The 17,033-nt window shown below is 60.8% G+C and carries 16 protein-coding genes; 5 read left to right on the forward strand and 11 right to left on the reverse strand.

Annotated elements, in window-relative coordinates:
- Window positions 1-25 precede the first annotated feature (25 nt).
- The gene (locus tag B060_RS0106675; protein WP_051081016.1) at window positions 26-1,498 is read left to right on the forward strand and encodes a tetratricopeptide repeat protein; all 1,473 of its coding nucleotides are present in this window, start codon (window positions 26-28) and stop codon (window positions 1,496-1,498) included.
- A gap of 55 nt (window positions 1,499-1,553) precedes the next feature.
- Entirely contained in the window at window positions 1,554-2,951 is a 1,398-nt protein-coding gene (locus B060_RS0106680) for a right-handed parallel beta-helix repeat-containing protein (protein ID WP_018080995.1), read from the forward strand.
- 106 nt (window positions 2,952-3,057) lie between these two features.
- On the opposite strand, the gene B060_RS0106685 is transcribed toward B060_RS0106680, so the two are convergent.
- Together B060_RS0106685 and B060_RS0106690 are read right to left on the reverse strand one after the other, a co-directional pair.
- Window positions 3,058-3,453, reverse strand: coding sequence for a hypothetical protein (locus B060_RS0106685; RefSeq protein ID WP_018080996.1), 396 nt, complete (start codon window positions 3,451-3,453; stop codon window positions 3,058-3,060).
- A gap of 154 nt (window positions 3,454-3,607) precedes the next feature.
- On the reverse strand, window positions 3,608-4,363 hold the full coding sequence (locus tag B060_RS0106690) for a YebC/PmpR family DNA-binding transcriptional regulator (protein ID WP_018080997.1): 756 nt from the start codon (window positions 4,361-4,363) through the stop codon (window positions 3,608-3,610).
- Window positions 4,364-4,545: 182 nt separating this feature from the next.
- On the opposite strand from B060_RS0106690, the gene B060_RS0106695 reads away from it, so the two are divergent.
- The gene (locus B060_RS0106695; protein ID WP_023447307.1) at window positions 4,546-4,770 is read left to right on the forward strand and encodes a hypothetical protein; all 225 of its coding nucleotides are present in this window, start codon (window positions 4,546-4,548) and stop codon (window positions 4,768-4,770) included.
- Here the strand turns inward: B060_RS0106695 and B060_RS0106700 are convergent.
- From B060_RS0106700 to B060_RS0106710, 3 genes are all read right to left on the reverse strand, one after another.
- The gene (locus B060_RS0106700; RefSeq protein WP_018080999.1) at window positions 4,742-5,587 is read right to left on the reverse strand and encodes a TIGR00282 family metallophosphoesterase; all 846 of its coding nucleotides are present in this window, start codon (window positions 5,585-5,587) and stop codon (window positions 4,742-4,744) included. The genes B060_RS0106695 and B060_RS0106700 overlap by 29 nt on opposite strands.
- A gap of 35 nt (window positions 5,588-5,622) precedes the next feature.
- A complete protein-coding gene (locus B060_RS0106705; RefSeq protein ID WP_018081000.1) occupies window positions 5,623-6,237 on the reverse strand; it encodes a 5-formyltetrahydrofolate cyclo-ligase in 615 nt (204 codons plus the stop codon).
- A gap of 591 nt (window positions 6,238-6,828) precedes the next feature.
- Window positions 6,829-7,335, reverse strand: a complete 507-nt coding sequence (locus B060_RS0106710) for a hypothetical protein (RefSeq protein ID WP_018081001.1) — start codon at window positions 7,333-7,335, stop codon at window positions 6,829-6,831.
- A 131-nt stretch (window positions 7,336-7,466) separates the two neighbouring features.
- Between B060_RS0106710 and B060_RS0106715 the strand changes: the two genes are divergently transcribed.
- Window positions 7,467-9,335 (forward strand): aminopeptidase P family protein, encoded by a 1,869-nt coding sequence (locus B060_RS0106715; RefSeq protein WP_018081002.1) that lies wholly within the window; start codon window positions 7,467-7,469, stop codon window positions 9,333-9,335.
- A 58-nt stretch (window positions 9,336-9,393) separates the two neighbouring features.
- Entirely contained in the window at window positions 9,394-9,861 is a 468-nt protein-coding gene (locus B060_RS0106720; protein WP_157405621.1) for a hypothetical protein, read from the forward strand.
- 123 nt (window positions 9,862-9,984) lie between these two features.
- Here B060_RS0106720 and B060_RS0106725 read toward each other — a convergent pair whose 3' ends face one another.
- The 6 genes from B060_RS0106725 to lpxC form a co-directional block, all read right to left on the reverse strand.
- Window positions 9,985-10,590: a 3'-5' exonuclease gene (locus tag B060_RS0106725; protein WP_018081004.1), complete on the reverse strand. Its 606-nt coding sequence runs from the start codon at window positions 10,588-10,590 to the stop codon at window positions 9,985-9,987.
- Between the two features lie 35 nt (window positions 10,591-10,625).
- Window positions 10,626-12,725, reverse strand: coding sequence for an NAD-dependent DNA ligase LigA (ligA, locus tag B060_RS0106730; RefSeq protein ID WP_018081005.1), 2,100 nt, complete (start codon window positions 12,723-12,725; stop codon window positions 10,626-10,628).
- A gap of 42 nt (window positions 12,726-12,767) precedes the next feature.
- Window positions 12,768-13,040 carry a hypothetical protein gene (locus B060_RS0106735; protein WP_018081006.1) on the reverse strand — a complete coding sequence of 91 codons (273 nt, stop codon included), beginning with the start codon at window positions 13,038-13,040 and terminating at the stop codon, window positions 12,768-12,770.
- 33 nt (window positions 13,041-13,073) lie between these two features.
- The gene (locus B060_RS0106740; protein ID WP_018081007.1) at window positions 13,074-14,792 is read right to left on the reverse strand and encodes a DNA repair protein RecN; all 1,719 of its coding nucleotides are present in this window, start codon (window positions 14,790-14,792) and stop codon (window positions 13,074-13,076) included.
- 108 nt (window positions 14,793-14,900) lie between these two features.
- The gene (locus B060_RS0106745) at window positions 14,901-15,785 is read right to left on the reverse strand and encodes an outer membrane protein assembly factor BamD (protein ID WP_018081008.1); all 885 of its coding nucleotides are present in this window, start codon (window positions 15,783-15,785) and stop codon (window positions 14,901-14,903) included.
- A 100-nt stretch (window positions 15,786-15,885) separates the two neighbouring features.
- Window positions 15,886-16,779 carry a UDP-3-O-acyl-N-acetylglucosamine deacetylase gene (gene lpxC / locus B060_RS0106750; protein WP_018081009.1) on the reverse strand — a complete coding sequence of 298 codons (894 nt, stop codon included), beginning with the start codon at window positions 16,777-16,779 and terminating at the stop codon, window positions 15,886-15,888.
- Window positions 16,780-17,033: the final 254 nt, after the last annotated feature.

Below are 17,033 nucleotides of genomic sequence, written 5' to 3' on the forward strand. Positions count from 1 at the left end.
ACCGACGTCGTCGGAGCGTTTACTGATGTCAGAATGTGATCAGACGAGATCATCCTGGCGCGCCTTGAAACAGGCTGCGGCGGGGATCTTCGCAGGCCAGAGAGTGCCCGCCCGCATGGGTGTCGCGCTGATGGCGGGTCTGTGCCTGAGCACCTCCCTGTCGGGTTGCGACAATATGGACTGGCGCTGGTTGCAAGGCCGCAAGGCCGGCGTCGATGGCCAATACGCCTGCCCGCGTCCGCCCGAACCGTTCCAGACGCAAGGTTTCAACGGCCAGGAACGCGAAATCCGCTATTATCGCCACCTCGCCTTCTCCAATGACTTCTTCGCCCAGCTTGAGCTGGCCAATCGCTATTCGGCGGCCGATGCCTCCGACAAGAACCTTGAGGATCACATCGAATCCTCGGTCTGGCTGGTGATGGCCCTCGCCAACCAGCAGGGTTACGCGCCGATGAGCCGTGCCATGGACCCGCGCGGCGGCGTTCTGGCGTCGCGCTACGATAAATGCCGCGCCTTCGAGCGTGAACGCGCCTACCGCATCCTCAACAACGAACTGTCGATGATGGATTCCGGTGAGCGCGACAAGGTGCGCGATCGCGTCATCTATATCCAGTCGACGCTCGGCGCCGATGGCTTCCGCACGCTTGGCCGTCTCTATGACGATCAATACGGCCCGATGGGTGAGCCGGCCGATAACCAGCAGGCCATCCGCGCCATGATGCGCGGCCGCAATTACGGCACCTCCAATGTCCGCACGCTGTTCGAGCGCTCGGACGTCGACGCCTATCTCTATAACTATAAAGCCTCGGAAACCGGCGATGTCGGCGCCTATGTGCTGCTGAAGGATTTCGAGAAGTCCGCGCCCTCGCGCACGCGCTACGCTTCCTTCGTTGAATCGAAGGCGCGCCGCTGGACCTCGCCTTACGAATTCTATCCGCCCGACGCGCCTCCGGGCGGCGTGCCCCATTCCGACGAAAGCCGTCCGGACGATGGCGCCTCCTACGCCCTGTCGCGCATGGAGGAACTGCCGTTCATCCACGTCGTGCGCGCGCTCGACTATCTCAATCTGCTCAATGTCGCCTGTTTCGAGCCGAAGGACGTGCCGAAGCAAACGATCGACGCCCTGCGCTCGATGATCGGCATGCCGGGCGGCGAACGCCTGACCTATCTCGATCGCGTTCGCGCCATCCAGCTTGCCGCCGTCAACGGCGACTCGCGGTCGCAACTGGTGCTGGCGGTCATGTATTCCGAAGGCGTCGGCGTCGAGGTCGATTATGCCCGCGCCTTCTACTGGTATCAGCAGGCCGAAAAGCAGGGCTCGCCCGAGGCGCGCTACGCCATGTCGACCTATTTCGATCTCGGTGTGAAGGGCGTGGCCGATCAGGACAAGGCCGAATCGGTCGTGATGCAGCTCGACGCCGCCCTCGCCGGCTTCAAGCCGTCGGCCGGTCGTTTGCAGGCCGTGCTGGCGCAAGTATCGCGTACACCGGAAAACTAGAGTTTTTACCGCTCAGTCGCCATCAGAGGGGGCATGAGGTTTAAGGAAAACGAGCATGTGGATGCGTAAAGATCGTCAGATAGGTGCAAAAGGCCAGGGCCTAGTCCTTGGCATGGCCGCGCTTTTGCTGAGCGGCGTCGCGCCCCACGCCGCCCAGGCCGATGACGCCTATCGCGGCAACAACGCCGCCCGCGTGAATTCGACCATCCGTCCGTGTTTCGGCATGTTGCTCGATGCCCAGCTCCGCACCTGCGGCTCGCAACGCCATTATCGCCAGAACGGTCACTATTACGGCTATCGCGGCGGCAACCGCTATGACGCCACGATCGATTGCGACCGCGCCCCTCAGGGCTATGTCGAGCGCGTGGCCGAAAGCATCCGTTCCGGCGGCGTGTTGTATCTCAAGGCGCGCAACCGTTCCTGCGTCGCCAGCCTCGATATCAAGCGCTCGATCACCATCGTTGGCCAGGGCTATGGCCCGCAACAGATTCCGGTCCTGATCGCGCCGACCGGCCAAAACTGCCTGCGCATCTCGCCGCAGGCCGACAAGGTCATCCTCAAGGACGTCTATTTCTCCAGCCCGCGTGGCGAGGAAGCGGCCTGTATCGAAGGCTCCGGCGGCGAACTGACGCTGCAAAATTCGCAGATCCGCTATCAGGGCAATAATGCCGCCGTTCATCAGTCCGGCGGCCGCCTCAACCTGATCGAAAATACCCACATCATCGCCAAGACGCGCTCGGTCGCCGTGGCGGTCAACAATTCGGCGCTCTACGCTGAAAACTCCGAAATCGCCACCACCGCCGGCGGTCTTTACGCCGTGCTCGATGGCGATTCGTCCATCCTCGGCGTCAGCGTTCAGCAACTGGCCGATTGGCACGGTTTCGAGCGCGGCGATGGCGCCATCGGCCTGGACATCAAGCTCGATAGCGCCGGTTCGATCCTGACCATGAACGACATGAAGGTGCTGTACTTCGCCGACGCCATCGCGCTTGACGGCGCCGGTGAGGCCCTGCTGTCGCACACCCTGATCTCGCGCAGCGACCACGGCATCGTGTCATCGCTCAACCGTACGCGCATCATCGAAAACACCATCATCGCCAGCGAAATCGGCATCAATGTCGAGCGTGGCGAGGCCTTCATCGGCCGCAATCAGATCGCCAATATGCGCACCGCCGGTATCCTGGCCGGCAGCCGCGGTGAAATCCGCGCCGTCGATAACCGGATTGATCCCAATGGTGCCGGCTGCCCGACGCTGAAATGGGGCAATCTCGATCCGGCGCAGCGCACCTGCACGCCGTGGTACAAGGGCTCGGAATTCGATGTGCCGGGCGATGCCGACGATCAGTATCTCTTCGATCAGTACTGGCCGCGCCTCAACAGCGTGGCGATGAACACCAGCGAGATGTCCTATAAGGTGCCGGGCCAAAATACCGGCAATGCCGCCAAGCCTTAGGCCGCCACTCTACCGCCAATAAAAAAGCCCCGGATGTCGCCATCCGGGGCTTTTTCAATCTTCCCCCCCTCCCCGTGAAAATGGGCAGAGGTAAGTTATGCTCGTCTTAGTGCTGCGAATTCCACTGTGTCTTGTAACGGCGGTCCTTCGGCAGGGCCGAGCCCGGGATCGGATCGGCGTCGGTGCAGGCTTCAGGAATACGGCCGCCCACCTTGCCGCCCATACCCATGGCGGTATTGTCCTCGGCGTTCTGGGCCGTGACGTCGACGCGCTTGCCGTCAGTGTTCATATGGACTTCGGTCTTGGTGTCGCTGTCATAGGTCATGATCTGCGGGGCCTGACCATTGGGCTCAAAGGCGGCCACGCATTGCGCCGCCTTTTCCTTCTGGGTGCGCACATCGACATAGCGCGTGCTGTAGCGGTCGCCGCGATAGGTCTCGCAACCGCCAAGACCCGCACAGACAACCCCCAGCCCGGCTAAAATCAGGATTGAAGCTCTCATTTTAATCCCCCACCCAACGGTGCTAAAACATGGTTAACGCCGATAATCGCATAGATCACGACATAAACAAAGTCTTGAATTCATGACAAAGCCCACTTGTGGCGGGCTTCGTCACTTAATGATCACGCTTTTACAAAAGGGACGATAAACCGGCCTAGCCCAGGGCTTCCAGCTCTTCGTCCGAGATATCGAAATTGGCGTAGACGTTCTGCACGTCGTCGTCGTCATTCAGCGCATCGATCAGTTTCATCAGCGTCTTGACCGGATCTCCGGTCAGCGGCGTCAGGGTCTGCGGCTTCCAGACGAACTTGGTCGCCTTCGGATCGCCCAGCGCCTTGCCGAGGCTTTCGGCCACGGCGTTCAGGTCTTCATAGGCGGTGTAGATGATGTGGCCGCCCTCTTCCGGATCTTCATCGGTCTCGACATCGGCGGCGCCGGCGTCGATGGCCGCTTCCATGATGGCGTCGGCGCTGCCGGCCTTGAGCGGATATTCGATCTGACCCAGGCGATCCCACATGAAGCTGACCGAGTTCGATTCACCCATATTGCCGTTGTACTTCGAGAAGTAGCTGCGCACGTTCGAGGCCGAACGGTTGCGGTTGTCGGTCAGGACCTCGACGATGATGCCGACGCCGCCGGGGCCAAAGCCTTCGTAGCGGATGTCTTCGTAGGTATCGGCTTCGCCCATGGCGCCCTTCTTGATGGCGCGTTCGATATTGTCCTTGGGCATGGATTCGGCGCGGGCGTTATTGACCGCCAGGCGCAGGCGCGGGTTCATGTTCGGGTCGGGCATGCCCGACTTGGCCGCCACGGTGATATCGCGCGACAGCTTGGAGAACAGCTTGGAGCGCACCTTATCGGCGCGGCCCTTGCGGTGCATGATGTTCTTGAATTTGGAATGGCCGGCCATGGTAGTCCTGGATAGAAACATTTGATGCCATCCGTCCTTCACACGTGAAGTCCGGCAAGCACGACTGCACGCCCGAGCCGTTGCGAGGTAAGCCCGCGCGGCGTTTGAACGCAAAAAGGGGTTTTAGCCTGAAAGCAGAAGCGGTGGCAAGTCCTGGCTTTCTGTGCCACCCTGCCCCGATCATGCTGACACACTCTATACTTCCGGCAATTCTGGCGGCCCTCAGCCTGTGGCTGCTGGTCCATTTCGACCGCCTGAATCGTGGCAATATCGACCACATCCGCGGCCAGCATGGCGCGCACAGCCCGGTCTATGCGTGGTTTGAAAAGACCTGCGGATCGGCCAGGTTCGCCCTGACCGCTATCGGCTGGATCGCCTTTAACCGGCCTGGAATTCAGCGACCTTGAGCGACGGGATGCTCTGGCTTAAGCGCCCCCCGATGCGGATGGGCTCGATACGCGTGGCAAGGCCAGTGCGGTCATCGCTCTCGACATAGACGCCGCAGATCGTGGCTGGCCCCGAGGCCGGCCGGTAGCGCTCCTTGCCGATCCGCGTGGTGAAGCGGCGCAAGGGTTCTTCCTTGTCCATGCCTATCACGCTATCATAGTCGGCGCAGGCGCCGGCATCGGTCTGGTAGGCTGTGCCACCCGGCAGGATCTGGTGGTCACCGGTGGGGACGTGGGTGTGCGTGCCGACAACCAGCGTGGCGCGGCCATCGCAGAAGTGGCCCATGGCCATCTTTTCCGACGTCGCCTCGGCGTGCATATCGACCACGATAGCATCGCAGGCCATGCCGATCGGGCAGGATTCCAGTTGCTTATCCACGGCCGCGAAGGGATCATCCATCGAGGCCATGTTGACGAGGCCCAGCACATTCATCACCAGAATGCGCTTGCCCGACGCCGTTTCAAACAGGTTGGCGCCGCGCCCCGGCGCATCGGCCAGCGGCGGATAGTTGATCGGGCGGATCAGGCGCGGTTCGCGCACAATATAGGTCAGCGCCTCTTTCTGATCCCACGAATGGTTGCCCAGCGTCAGGCAATCGGCGCCGGCATCGAACAACTGACGCGCCGAATTTTCCGACACGCCGAAGCCGGCCGAGGCATTTTCCGCGTTGATAATGACGAATTCGAGGTCGAGCTTGCGCTTCAGACCGGGCAGGTGTTCAGCGAGGGCATCGCGTCCGGCGCGACCCACCACATCACCAAAAAAAGCAAAACGCATAATAATCCAGTTTCTAAGCCCCGCTAAGGTGGGGGCTAGACCGTCGGGCGCGCTTCAATCACGCCCTTATCGGTAAAAATACCGTCCAAGGGCTGATCATGCACCTCAAACGGAATTTCGGCAAGTTGCTGACCGGAAAAAGCGACTCCGTAGGTGCGGATCGCCTTGTCGGTGTTAAGGCGAGCCAGCGTGCGGTCGTAATAGCCGCCGCCATAGCCCAGCCGCCAGCCTTGCGCATCGAAGGCCAGAAGCGGCACCAGCACGACATCGGGCAGGATTTCATCGGCGGTTTCATCGGGCTGCTGGATGCCATAAGGCCCGTCCACCAGCTCATCACCGAGGCTGAAACGGCGGAAGATCATGGTGAAACCATCGCCCTCCCCCACCAGACACGGCAGGGCCACGGCATAGCCGCGCTCCTCGAAAATCTGCAACAGGGGAAAGGGATTGATCTCGCTCTGGATCGGCCAGTAACCGGCGATGATCGCGTCCTTGTCAGGCCAGCTCTGGCTGCCATCGAGCGTATCGGCGGCGATTTCGGCCAGCATGTCCCCCGCCAGAGGCGAGGCCTGAGCCATAGCGACGCGCCGCGTTTTCATCTCGGCCCGCAACAGGGACTTATGCACGACAAGACCGTTGAGATCATCCATTTTGGACACGCCTGTGAAGCCTCTAAGAGGTTATAGGGCCATAAAAATTGTCAGGAGTCGATATACACCGTTGTCACGATGGAAAAGAGGTTGGCGGCGCCATGAAGAGTCGTGTCGATGCGGTTAAATCCTCTCAGACCTGACTAGTCAGGTGGGAACCAGGTAACTAGGACCACGGTCCAGATCAGAGCCAGTCCCCGTTCTAAGTGATTAAGGTCAGAAGGAATAGTGATCGCCACGGAAGCCACAGCAAGACCCGCCGTCAACAGATATAGGCCTCTATGGCGCGAAACTCAAGGGAAGCGTCAGGTAATTCACGTCTTCGCCACAACTTATCCCCGCCGCTAGAACAATGGCGTGAGCGTCTGGCGCCTTTGCCGACCGTGTGCTGATCCAGCTTTACAGCAAGGTCAGCGCGTCAAAGCCCCCGTCCAGCCTCTTGTGAGCAGCGCGCCCGCCTATCGGCCTTAGGACAGGTCTGCCCGCGGCTCGATTGGCGTCAGCGGCGACAAGATGATCGACGGCCTGTGCTTCCAGCGGCAGGCCGAAGCCTACAAGCCCTACTACATCACCAAGTTTCAGTTCGAATAGTCAGCCGCGATGGCGTTTTTTCCAGTTCTTAAATGTAAGATCACGCCACCAGTCCGCGATACTATCTACTGATGATGGCCCACCCCCATCGTCATGATATTCACCGTCCCAAGTTTCAGGCTTTAGCACATACTGAAACGGCCACACTCTTCGCCTGCTGCGCCCGCAGATGTAACACCACTGGGCACTTGGACCACCGCGCCAGCGCTGTTCTCGCGTCGCAATGTGCATAGAGCAACGTGGGCAGCGCGCAGCGACGCCCACCATTAATAAAAACGTCGCCACAATATGCAGTACCGCAGACACGGCATTTATATCATTGAGCAACAGACGCGCCACCAAAACGCCGATGGTACTGATCACCAGCAACCGCAGTTGCCCTAAGGCCGCAGGCAGGAAAACGGCTGGAATAACTATCAAAAACAGCCATGCAATGTGCGAGCTGGACGCTGCGCCGAACAACAGAAACATTCCGGGCAAGATGAAAAAGGCTGGATAGATAATCATAGTCCCCCCGTGCGCGGTCTCCGCCGCTCTGCGCCTGATCACGATAAAGCATGTGCTGCCATATTGCCATTGAAACCCGTTTCCGCGAGCCTATAGTGGCGCGATAATTTCCGCTGCAACGAGACTTCCACATGACCGCCGATACGCTTCAAGCGACCGCATCCTTCCAGCATTTCGATGTCACCACCCAGCCGTCGCAGGGGGTAACCCACGTCCGCGCCTTACGCGACGAAATGCGTAAGCTGGGGCTCGACGGTTTTATCGTGCCGCACGAGGACGAGCATCAGAACGAATATCTGCCGGACGCCAATGAGCGCCTAGCCTGGGTATCGGGCTTCACCGGCTCGGCCGGCGCCGCGATCATCTTCATGGACCGCGCCATCCTCTTCGCCGATGGCCGCTACACCCTGCAATCGCGTGAACAGACCGATCCGTCGGTTTTTGCGGTCGAGGATTTCCACGCCACGGCCCTGGCTGATACGGTTTCGGTCGCGCCCAGAGGTTCGGTCATCGGCTATGATCCCGGCCTTGTCAGCTCATTCGGCCTGAACGCCCTGCAAGCCGCCGCCGATGGCGCCGGCGTCACGCTGAAAGCCGTTTCGCCCAATCCGCTCGATCTGGCATGGCAGTCTTCTGGGGGAAGCGCACGCCCGGCGCAGCCCATGGCTCTGATCGTGCCGCAGCCGCTCGACTATGCCGGCGTGGCCTCTGGTGACAAGCGCACCCACCTCGCCAACGTGCTGAAAAGCAACCACATCGCCGCGGCCCTGATCACCGCGCCGTCATCGCTGGCCTGGCTGTTCAATATCCGCGGCGGCGACGTCATCCGCTCGCCCCTGCCGCTCGGACAGGCGATCCTGAAAGCCGATGGCTCGGCCGAACTGTTCATCGAACCCGCCAAGATCAGCGAGGGCCTGCTCGAATGGCTGGGCAATGAGGTCAGCGTCGGCGGACCAAACGATGTGCAGGCCAGCCTGAAAGTCTTCGCCGGCCAAAACGTGCTGATCGACGCCGATCTCTCCTCGGCCTACTGGCTGGAGGCCATCCAAACGGCCGGCGCGGCGCCCCTTCTCGCCGATGATCCGTGCCTGCTGCCGCGCGCCTGCAAGAACGATGTCGAAATCGCCGGCACCACCGCCGCCCATATCCGCGACGGCGCACTGCTGACCACCTTCCTGCACTGGGTAGCGACCGAAGCGCAAGAGACGCTGCCGACCGAGATCGAGGTGGCGCAGAAGCTGGAGAGCGTCCGCAAAGCCGGACCAAAAAACAAAGGAAGCGATATCCGTGACCTGTCGTTTGATACCATTTCCGGCTTCGGCCCGCATGGCGCGCTGCCGCATTACAAGGTCAATGTGGCGAGCGATCTCAAGACCGCCAAGGGCAATCTGCTGCTGGTCGATTCCGGCGGCCAGTTTCTCGATGGCACCACCGACGTGACGCGCACCATGGCCATGGGCGAGCCTACCCTTGAGCACAAGCGCATGTTCACCCTGGTGCTTAAGGGCCATATCGCGCTGGCCACGGTGAAATTCCCCGCCGGCACCACCGGCACCCATCTCGATGCCCTGGCGCGCCAGTTCCTATGGGCCGAGGGCTTTGACTATGATCACGGCACCGGCCACGGCGTCGGGGTCTATCTGGGCGTTCATGAGGGGCCACAGCGCATCGCGAAGGCACTCAACCGCTACGCCCTGCAAACCGGCATGATTGTCTCCAACGAGCCCGGCTTCTACAAGGCCGGCGAATTCGGCATCCGTATCGAGAACCTGCAATATGTCACAGAGGCGGAAATCCCCGAAGGCGGCGAACGCCCGATGCACCGCTTTGAAAACCTGACGTGGGCGCCCATCGACCGCAAGCTGATCGACGTCGCCCTGCTCACCCCGACTGAGCGCGCCTATATGGACCGCTACCATGCGCGCTGCGTCGAGCTGCTCAGCCCTCTGGTTACCCCTGAGGTGCGAGACTGGCTGATCGAGGTGTGCAAGCCGCTATAGTAGACTTATGCGGGTGGTATGATAACGTACGTCGTTGAAATATGACGAGGGGGCCATATTGTCTATCATCCGCGCAGTCACCGCCGCCGCCGTGTTTCTGGCGACCATCCCGGCGGCCACAGCCTATGCAGCCGCGCCTGCAGCACCGCGAGCCGGCGTTTACGAGAACGTCACCTCCTTTACGGAAAACGGTGACTTTGTAGGCATGGCCGTCGAACTGAAAATCAACCCGAAACCGTCTATCGTTGTGACGACCTGCGAAGGCACGTGTTATGGCGGAAAAACCTGGCCGGTTAAAATAAAGGGCGCCAACATTGCTTTCACAGTTTGCGATGGTGGCTATGTGGACAATAAGGGGCGTACATTGCCATGCACACCTTTGCACTACAGCGGCACATTTCGTACCAGCAATACACTTGAACTTGTCATAGATGGCGCGCCTGACACCCGGTTCGTCCTCAAACGTGTGCCTCACCCACAACCGCGTCAAGTCGAAGCCTTGGCGTGTCTATTCCATGATTGCTAGTCCAACCGGACTAAAAATCTGAAAGACCTCATTCCGATTATTGACGATCATGATGGTTTCAGACTGTTGAACTTGCCTTGCCGGGATGGCTGCCGGCGCGCTGGGACAGGATCTTGATCAGCGTTACCGCCGAGGAAGTCCAGCAGGGCTTAATGAGCACGCCTTGTAGCCGGCGGCATGGAGACGGCCGGCCCTCATGCCGATAGCGCCGGGAATATGCCCGATGTGCGCGACCTCCAGATCGCCGGCGATGGCCAGCGCCACACGGCCGCACATCTCCGCATCCTCCGCTGCGTTGTGGTGTTTGAAGCGAAGCCCGATATGCGCCGATAAATCCGAGAGCCGGTGCGAGGCCAGCCTGTGCCAGACCTTGCGCGACATTTGCAGCGTGCACAGATAGTCGAATTCGGGGTAGCCGAGGCCATACTGATCGCAGGCCTTGCGTATCACGCTCATATCGAAGGCGGCGTTATGCGCAATCATGATCGCCGACGCGAAATCCTGCCGGAACTCCTCCATAACGGCCGGAAATTGCGGCGCATCCTCCACATGTTCGGGACGGATGCCATGGATGGCGATGTTCATGCCGGAAAAGCGCATATCCTTCGGACGGATCAGGCGCTCCTCGACGCGCGTCACCTGATTGTTCTCGATCCAGGCCAGCCCGACCGAGCAGGCGCTGCCTCTCTGCTCATTGGCCGTCTCGAAGTCGATCGCTATAAATTTCATCAGGGGGCGCTTTTTCAGATCAGGAAAGCACCCGTCTATGATGATTCCACCATGGCGAGCCACTCATCCTCGGTAAGCGTGGTGACGCCCAGTTCGACGGCCTTTTTGAGCTTGGAACCCGCACCTGGCCCGGCCACGAGATAGTCGGTCTTAGCCGAGACCGAACCGGCCACCTTGGCGCCTAAACGTTCGGCCTGCGCCTTGGCCTCGTCGCGCGTGAAGCGTTCCAGCGCGCCGGTAAAGACCACCGTCTTGCCGCTGACCGCATGATCGCCGGCCACGACTTCGGCGTCCTGCACATCGATGATCTGCGCTTTCAGGCGGTCATAGAGGGCGCGCTGATAGGGATGGGCGAAATAACTGATGACGGCACCGGCGACCACCGGCCCGATCTGGTCGTGGTGCTCAAGGCCTTCGCGCGCGGCTTCGTCACCTTCGGCGGCGGCCACCATGGCCTCATAGAAATGGCGTTCGCTGCCATAGGCGCGCGCCAGCAAACGCGCCGTGGTCTCGCCGACATGCTTGATGCCGAGTGCCGCGATAAAGCGGTCGAGCGCCAGATGGCGGCGGCTCTCGATGGCGGCGAACAGGTTCTTCACCGACAGATCGCCGAAGCCATCGCGGTTCTTGAGCTTGGTCAGCGAAGCGGTGTCGCGCGCCTCCAGCGTGAAGATATCCGCTGGCTCCTTGATCAGGCCTTCCTCATAAAACCGCGCCAACTGCTTTTCGCCAAGGCCTTCGATATCGAGCACGCGACGGCTGACGACGTACTTCAGGTATTCGACGCGCTGGTGCGGACAGGCCTGATCGCCGGAGCACTTGCGCGCCACGCCGTCCTCGCCCTTGGCATTGGTCTCGCGCACCACCTCGGTTTTGAGCGGGCACGGGCAAACGACAGGGAACTGATAGGGCACGGCATCTACAGGCCGTTCGGACAGTTCGACCCCGACGATCTGCGGGATAACATCGCCGGCGCGCTGCACGCGCACCATGTCGCCGATATGGATGTCCTTGCGCTCGATCTCGTCGGCATTGTGCAGGGTCACATTGGTGACGACCACGCCGCCGACATTGATCGGCTCCAAACGCGCCACTGGCGTAAGCGTCCCCATGCGGCCGACCTGGATATCGACGGCGGTCAGGCGCGTCAGGGCCTGCTGCGCCGGAAATTTATGCGCGATGGCCCAGCGCGGGCTGCGCGACAAGAAGCCGAGACGACGCTGCCAGTCGAGACGATCGACCTTGTAGACCACGCCGTCGATATCATAGCCAAGGCCGGAACGTGCCTTGCCGATATGGTCATAGACCTCCAGCAGGCCTTGCGCGCCTTCGACGCGCACCGAGTTCGGATTAACGGCGAAGCCCCACTGGCGGAACTTTTCCAGCGCTGCGGACTGGGTGGTGACGAAATCCGCATCGCTGACTTCACCCCAGGCATAGGCGAAGAAGCGTAGAGGCCGCGAAGCGGTGATGCCGGCATCGATTTGGCGCAGCGCGCCCGAGGCCGAATTGCGCGGATTGGCGAAGACCTTGGTGCCGTCGGCCTCAGCCCTGGCGTTCATCTCGGCAAATTCCTTCAGCGGCATATAGACCTCGCCGCGCACCTCAATACGGTCTGGTATTTTGGCTGGATGATCAGTGCCTTTAAGGTGATGCGGGATATCTTTTATGGTCCTCGCGTTCTCGGTAATGTCCTCGCCGGTGCGGCCATCGCCGCGCGTGGCGGCGCGCACCAGTTCACCCTTCACATAGAGCAGGCTGCACGACACGCCATCGATCTTGGGTTCCGCGGCGAAGGCCACCGGTTCATCGGCCGGCAGCTTGAGAAAGCGGCGGATGCGCTCCTCGAAATCCGTCACATCTTCGGCGGCGAAGGCGTTATCGAGCGACAGCATGGGGATGCCGTGCGTCACCGGCGAGAACTTGGCCGAGGCCGATCCGCCGACCGTCTGGGTCGGGCTGTCCGGTGTTTTCAGCTCGGGAAACTCGGCTTCCAGCGCCCGCAGTTGCGCCTCCAGCGCGTCATACTCCGCGTCGGTCAGTTCCGGCGTTTCCTGAGTGTAGTAGAGGTCGCGGTGATGCTGGATCTGCGCGGCTAGGTCGGCATGGGCAGAACGGGCGTCGTCGATAGTCATGGGAATCCCTGTAAGCGATACCCCACCCTACTGCCACACTGTTCAAATGTTGTCAGGATTATTCCAGGGCGTATCACCAGGTTCCTGCAGGGTTTTACGCGTCAGGTGGTAACACAGCAGGATCAGGCAAAAGAGCGCGCCCGCCGCCACCCCCGCCTTGATATAGATCATCAAGGTGGCGTGAAATTCCGGCGTGCTGCTGTAGGGCATGCCGCGGTGATAAAGCGTCACCGCCACGGCGCCGATCACCACAACGAGCGCGGCACCCACGAACTGTAGCATGAAAAAGAAGGTATGCCGGATGAGGTTCATCATGGCGAGGTATCCTTAAGCCCCCGTCCGATTATATCACACAGCCTCGGCGCTTTTAAGCCTGATCGCTGCGGCACGCGCTTCGGGCGTGATTTCCGCGCCGGAGAGCATCCGCGCCAGTTCTTCCAGCGCTTCATCCGGCGCCAGCATGGTCACGGTCGAGCGCACGCTGTCCTGATGCTCGGCCTTCGAGACCTTGAGGTGCTGATCGCCGCGCGCCGCCACTTGCGGGCTATGCGTCACCACGATGACCTGCTGGTTCTGCGCCAGGCGCTTGAGGCGCAGGCCCACCGCATCGGCCACGGCGCCGCCGACGCCCTGATCGACTTCATCGAAAATCATGACAGGACCAACAGTATCTTCGCCGCCGCGTGACGCCAGCGCGGCTTTCAAAGCCAAAGCAAAGCGCGCCAGTTCGCCGCCGGATGCGATGGCGCCAAGGCCGCCCCATTCGGCACCGGGATTGGTCTTGACCTCGAATTCGACGACATCGCCGCCGTTCAGGCTATAGCGTTCCGGCTCCAGCGCCTTAACACTGACGCGGAAGCGCGCCTTGTCGAGCTTGAGCGGCACCAGTTCGTCCATCACCGCCGCCGCCAGCGTCACGCCGGCCTGCTCACGTTTGACATGGAGCGCTTCGACCGCCGCATAGAAGGTCTTTTGCGCCTCGTGCATGGCGATGGTCAGGCGCGCCAGATGGGCATCGAGATCCTCGATCTGGTTCAGGCTGGCGGCGATGCGCACGCGCTCCTTCGGCAAATCCTCGACCAGTACACTTAACTTGCGCGCCATGGCCCGCAAAGCGAACAGGCGCTCCTCGCAGCGGTCAAGCTGACCGGGTTCGACATCCAGGCTATCGGCCGCCTGATCCATCAGGGCCAAGGCCTCATCGGCCGCGATCAGGGTGCGGTCAAGCGCATCGGCAGCCAGGGTCAGGCGCTTCAAAACCTCATCCTCGGAGGTGGCACCGGCCTGCATGGCGCGCGTGCGAGCGTGATCGAGCGCACGGAACGCCTTGACCAGACGCTGCGACAACTGATCGCCACCCACCGCATTGCGCGCCTCGGAAATATCCTCCAGCGCCCGCTCACCAGCGCCCAGAAGCGCGCGTTCGGACGCCAGCGTCGCCTCCTCGTCGGCTTGCGGATTGAGGCGATCCAGTTCCTGTAAACGTAAGGTAAGAGTTTCCAGTTCGGCCTTGTCGGCATGTGCGCGCTTCATCAGGTCGCGGTGTTCGTCGCGGATGGCTTTCAGCGCCTTCCAGCTTTCCGATACCCTGGCCAGTTCGCGGCTATTGGCGCCGTAAGTATCGAGCATCCCCAGATGCGAACGGGCATCGAGCAGGCCCACGGTTTCGTGCTGGCCATGCACTTCCAGCAGGCTGTCGCCCAGCGCCTTGAGCACGGCGACGCTGACCGCCTGATCGTTGACAAAGGCCTTGGAGCGGCCATCGCGCGACACCACGCGGCGCAGCAGCAAGGGCTCACCGGCTTCCAGCGCCAGCCCCTTGTCTTCTAGGAAATCATAAAGCGGATGCCTGGCGGCGATCTCGAATTCGGCGGTAACCGAGGCCTGCGCCGCGCCCGCACGGATCAGGCCGGCATCGGCGCGCGCACCGGTGGCCAGACCCAGCGAATCGAGCAGGATCGATTTGCCCGCGCCGGTTTCGCCGGTCAGCACACTTAAGCCGGAACGGATATCCAGTTCCAGGCGATCGACCAGGACCACATCGGCAATCGTCAGACGAGTTAACATGCGTGACCAACCAAAAAGGCGACCACCGATTCATCGGCAGCCGCCCCATTAAACCCTATTTCTTACGTTTCGCCAAGAACATTTAGCGAACAAATTTCAAAAAACAGCCTAGGCCTGAGGCTTTTTCAGGCTGAACCAGCTCTTTTTCTTCTTGGTGTCGGGCGCTTCCGGGCCCTTCTTGCCGTTCGGATCAGGCTTAATGGCCGGCTTTTCACCCTTTTCCGTCATCAGCTTGTAGGCCGCCGAATACCAGCGGTCGCCCGGATAGTTATAGCCCAGCACGGCGGCGTCGCGTGTCGCCTCTTCGTGCAAGCCCATCATTTCGTTGGCTTCGACCAGACGATAGAGCGCCTCAGGCGTATGGCTGGTGGTCTGGTAATCGCTGGCGACGGTCTTGAAGCGGCCGATGGCAGCGAGCGGCTGATTGTCGTTCAGATACCAGCGTCCGACGTCCATTTCCTTGCCTGCGAGCTGGTCCTGCACCATGTCGAGCTTGACGCGCGCATCCTTGGCGTACTCGGTGGTCGGGTAGCGGCGCACAACATCGTTCAGCAGGGCCTTGGCGCTGTCGGTATAGGCCTGATCGCGGCCGACATCGACAATCTGTTCAAAGGAGCAGATGGCCTTCATATAATAGGCGTAAGGTGTCAGTTCGCTGCCCGGATAGAGCTTGATGAATTGATCGGCGGCGGCGGTGGCCTCGACATACTTATCGGACTGATAGTTGGCGTAGATGATCATGACGATGGCGCGGCGCGACCATTCCGAATAAGGGTGCTGGCGCTGCACTTCCTCGAAATAGCTGACCGCATCGCTCCAGGATTTGTCGTCGAGCTTTTGCATGCCGGTTTCGTACAACTGTTCCACCGGACGCTCTTCGTAGACCAGATGCTCGGTTTTCGACTTGCCGGCGCAGGCGGTCAGGCCCGCAACAGAGACGCTGGCCAACAGCACGACAATGGCCGATTTCTTGAGAAGCCCCACAACGCTCACGTAATAACCCTCTTCTAGGCGACCGCTTTCCGGCGCTGACTCATTATCTGGAGGATACATCTACACGAGCGCAACGCGCACGCCAACCGTAATTAACCAGTCAGCCGACATCCGCCAGAGCCGCGCCGCGGGTGACGATGCGGTAGGCATCCGGACGCGACAGTAGTGCGCGGACCAAGGCATTATTAAGGCCATGGCCAGCCCGGATTCCTTCAAACCTGCCAAGAATGGGCATGCCCAGGACGTACAGGTCGCCAATGGCGTCGAGCGCCTTGTGACGGACGAATTCATCAACAAAACGCAGACCGCCTTCGTTGAGGATGACGTCACCATCGATGACGATGGCATTATCGAGCGAGCCGCCACGGGCCAGACCGGCCTTACGTAAGGCTTCGACGCCATCGAGGAAGCCGAAGGTGCGGGCGGCGGCCAGTTCTTCGCGGAAGGACTGTTCGGTGATGGCGAGGTCGACGACCTGATGGCCGATCGGGGTGCCGGGGAAATCGATCTCGAAACGGACTTCAAACTGATCCGCCGGGGTCAGCGAGGCGCGCTTGTCGTCTTCGATCACTTCGACCGGCGACAGGATTTCGATATAGCTTTGCGGCATGACCTGACGGCGGAAACCGGCCTGATCGAGCAACTGCACGAACGGCAGGGCCGAACCATCCATGATCGGCACTTCAGGACCGTCGAGTTCGACATAGACGTTGTCGATGCTCAGGGCGGCGAAGGCAGCCATGGCGTGCTCGATGGTCGAGACGGAAACGCCGGCGGCGTTGGTGATGACGGTGCCAAGGCGCGTTTGCGTGACGAGGTGGGCGAGCGCCGGCACCTTGTTGTCGCGGTCGGTGATATCGGAGCGCACAAAGACGACGCCGGTGCCCGAAGGCGCGGGACGCACGACCATGCGCACGGGCACGCCCGTATGCAGGCCCATGCCGGCAATAATGGCCGCGTGAGCCAAGGTCTGTTCGTTCTGATCAGGTAACATTAGACGCAACCCATACAAACTTGCACCGCCCCCACAGGCGTAAAAAAATGCGGGCGCATTTCTGGCCCGCATCCTGTATCTCATTTTCGGCGTCCGCGAACAAACGAACTTGTATTTCCGTTTGTAACGCTTTGCTTAACAGGGCTTTAAGCATGTCAAACACAGCCTTTGCGTCGTGGCCGGCGCATCCTTTTCACCGCCTCTTACACGAAAAAATCCAGACCAACGGCCTGGATTTTCTTCTGTTTAGAACT

It is taken from the genome of Asticcacaulis benevestitus DSM 16100 = ATCC BAA-896, from assembly GCF_000376105.1.
Taxonomy (GTDB): Bacteria; Pseudomonadota; Alphaproteobacteria; order Caulobacterales; family Caulobacteraceae; genus Asticcacaulis; species Asticcacaulis benevestitus.

Bases quoted from the DNA above. Each gene is read 5' to 3' on its own strand.
- B060_RS0106675 (WP_051081016.1), top strand. From the start codon at position 26: ATGTCAGAATGTGATCAGACGAGATCATCCTGGCGCGCCTTGAAACAG.
- B060_RS0106680 (WP_018080995.1), top strand. From the start codon at position 1,554: ATGTGGATGCGTAAAGATCGTCAGATAGGTGCAAAAGGCCAGGGCCTA.
- B060_RS0106685 (WP_018080996.1), bottom strand. From the start codon at position 3,453: ATGAGAGCTTCAATCCTGATTTTAGCCGGGCTGGGGGTTGTCTGTGCG.
- B060_RS0106690 (WP_018080997.1), bottom strand. From the start codon at position 4,363: ATGGCCGGCCATTCCAAATTCAAGAACATCATGCACCGCAAGGGCCGC.
- B060_RS0106695 (WP_023447307.1), top strand. From the start codon at position 4,546: ATGCTGACACACTCTATACTTCCGGCAATTCTGGCGGCCCTCAGCCTG.
- B060_RS0106700 (WP_018080999.1), bottom strand. From the start codon at position 5,587: ATGCGTTTTGCTTTTTTTGGTGATGTGGTGGGTCGCGCCGGACGCGAT.
- B060_RS0106705 (WP_018081000.1), bottom strand. From the start codon at position 6,237: ATGGATGATCTCAACGGTCTTGTCGTGCATAAGTCCCTGTTGCGGGCC.
- B060_RS0106710 (WP_018081001.1), bottom strand. From the start codon at position 7,335: ATGATTATCTATCCAGCCTTTTTCATCTTGCCCGGAATGTTTCTGTTG.
- B060_RS0106715 (WP_018081002.1), top strand. From the start codon at position 7,467: ATGACCGCCGATACGCTTCAAGCGACCGCATCCTTCCAGCATTTCGAT.
- B060_RS0106725 (WP_018081004.1), bottom strand. From the start codon at position 10,590: ATGAAATTTATAGCGATCGACTTCGAGACGGCCAATGAGCAGAGAGGC.
- ligA (WP_018081005.1), bottom strand. From the start codon at position 12,725: ATGACTATCGACGACGCCCGTTCTGCCCATGCCGACCTAGCCGCGCAG.
- B060_RS0106735 (WP_018081006.1), bottom strand. From the start codon at position 13,040: ATGATGAACCTCATCCGGCATACCTTCTTTTTCATGCTACAGTTCGTG.
- B060_RS0106740 (WP_018081007.1), bottom strand. From the start codon at position 14,792: ATGTTAACTCGTCTGACGATTGCCGATGTGGTCCTGGTCGATCGCCTG.
- lpxC (WP_018081009.1), bottom strand. From the start codon at position 16,779: ATGTTACCTGATCAGAACGAACAGACCTTGGCTCACGCGGCCATTATT.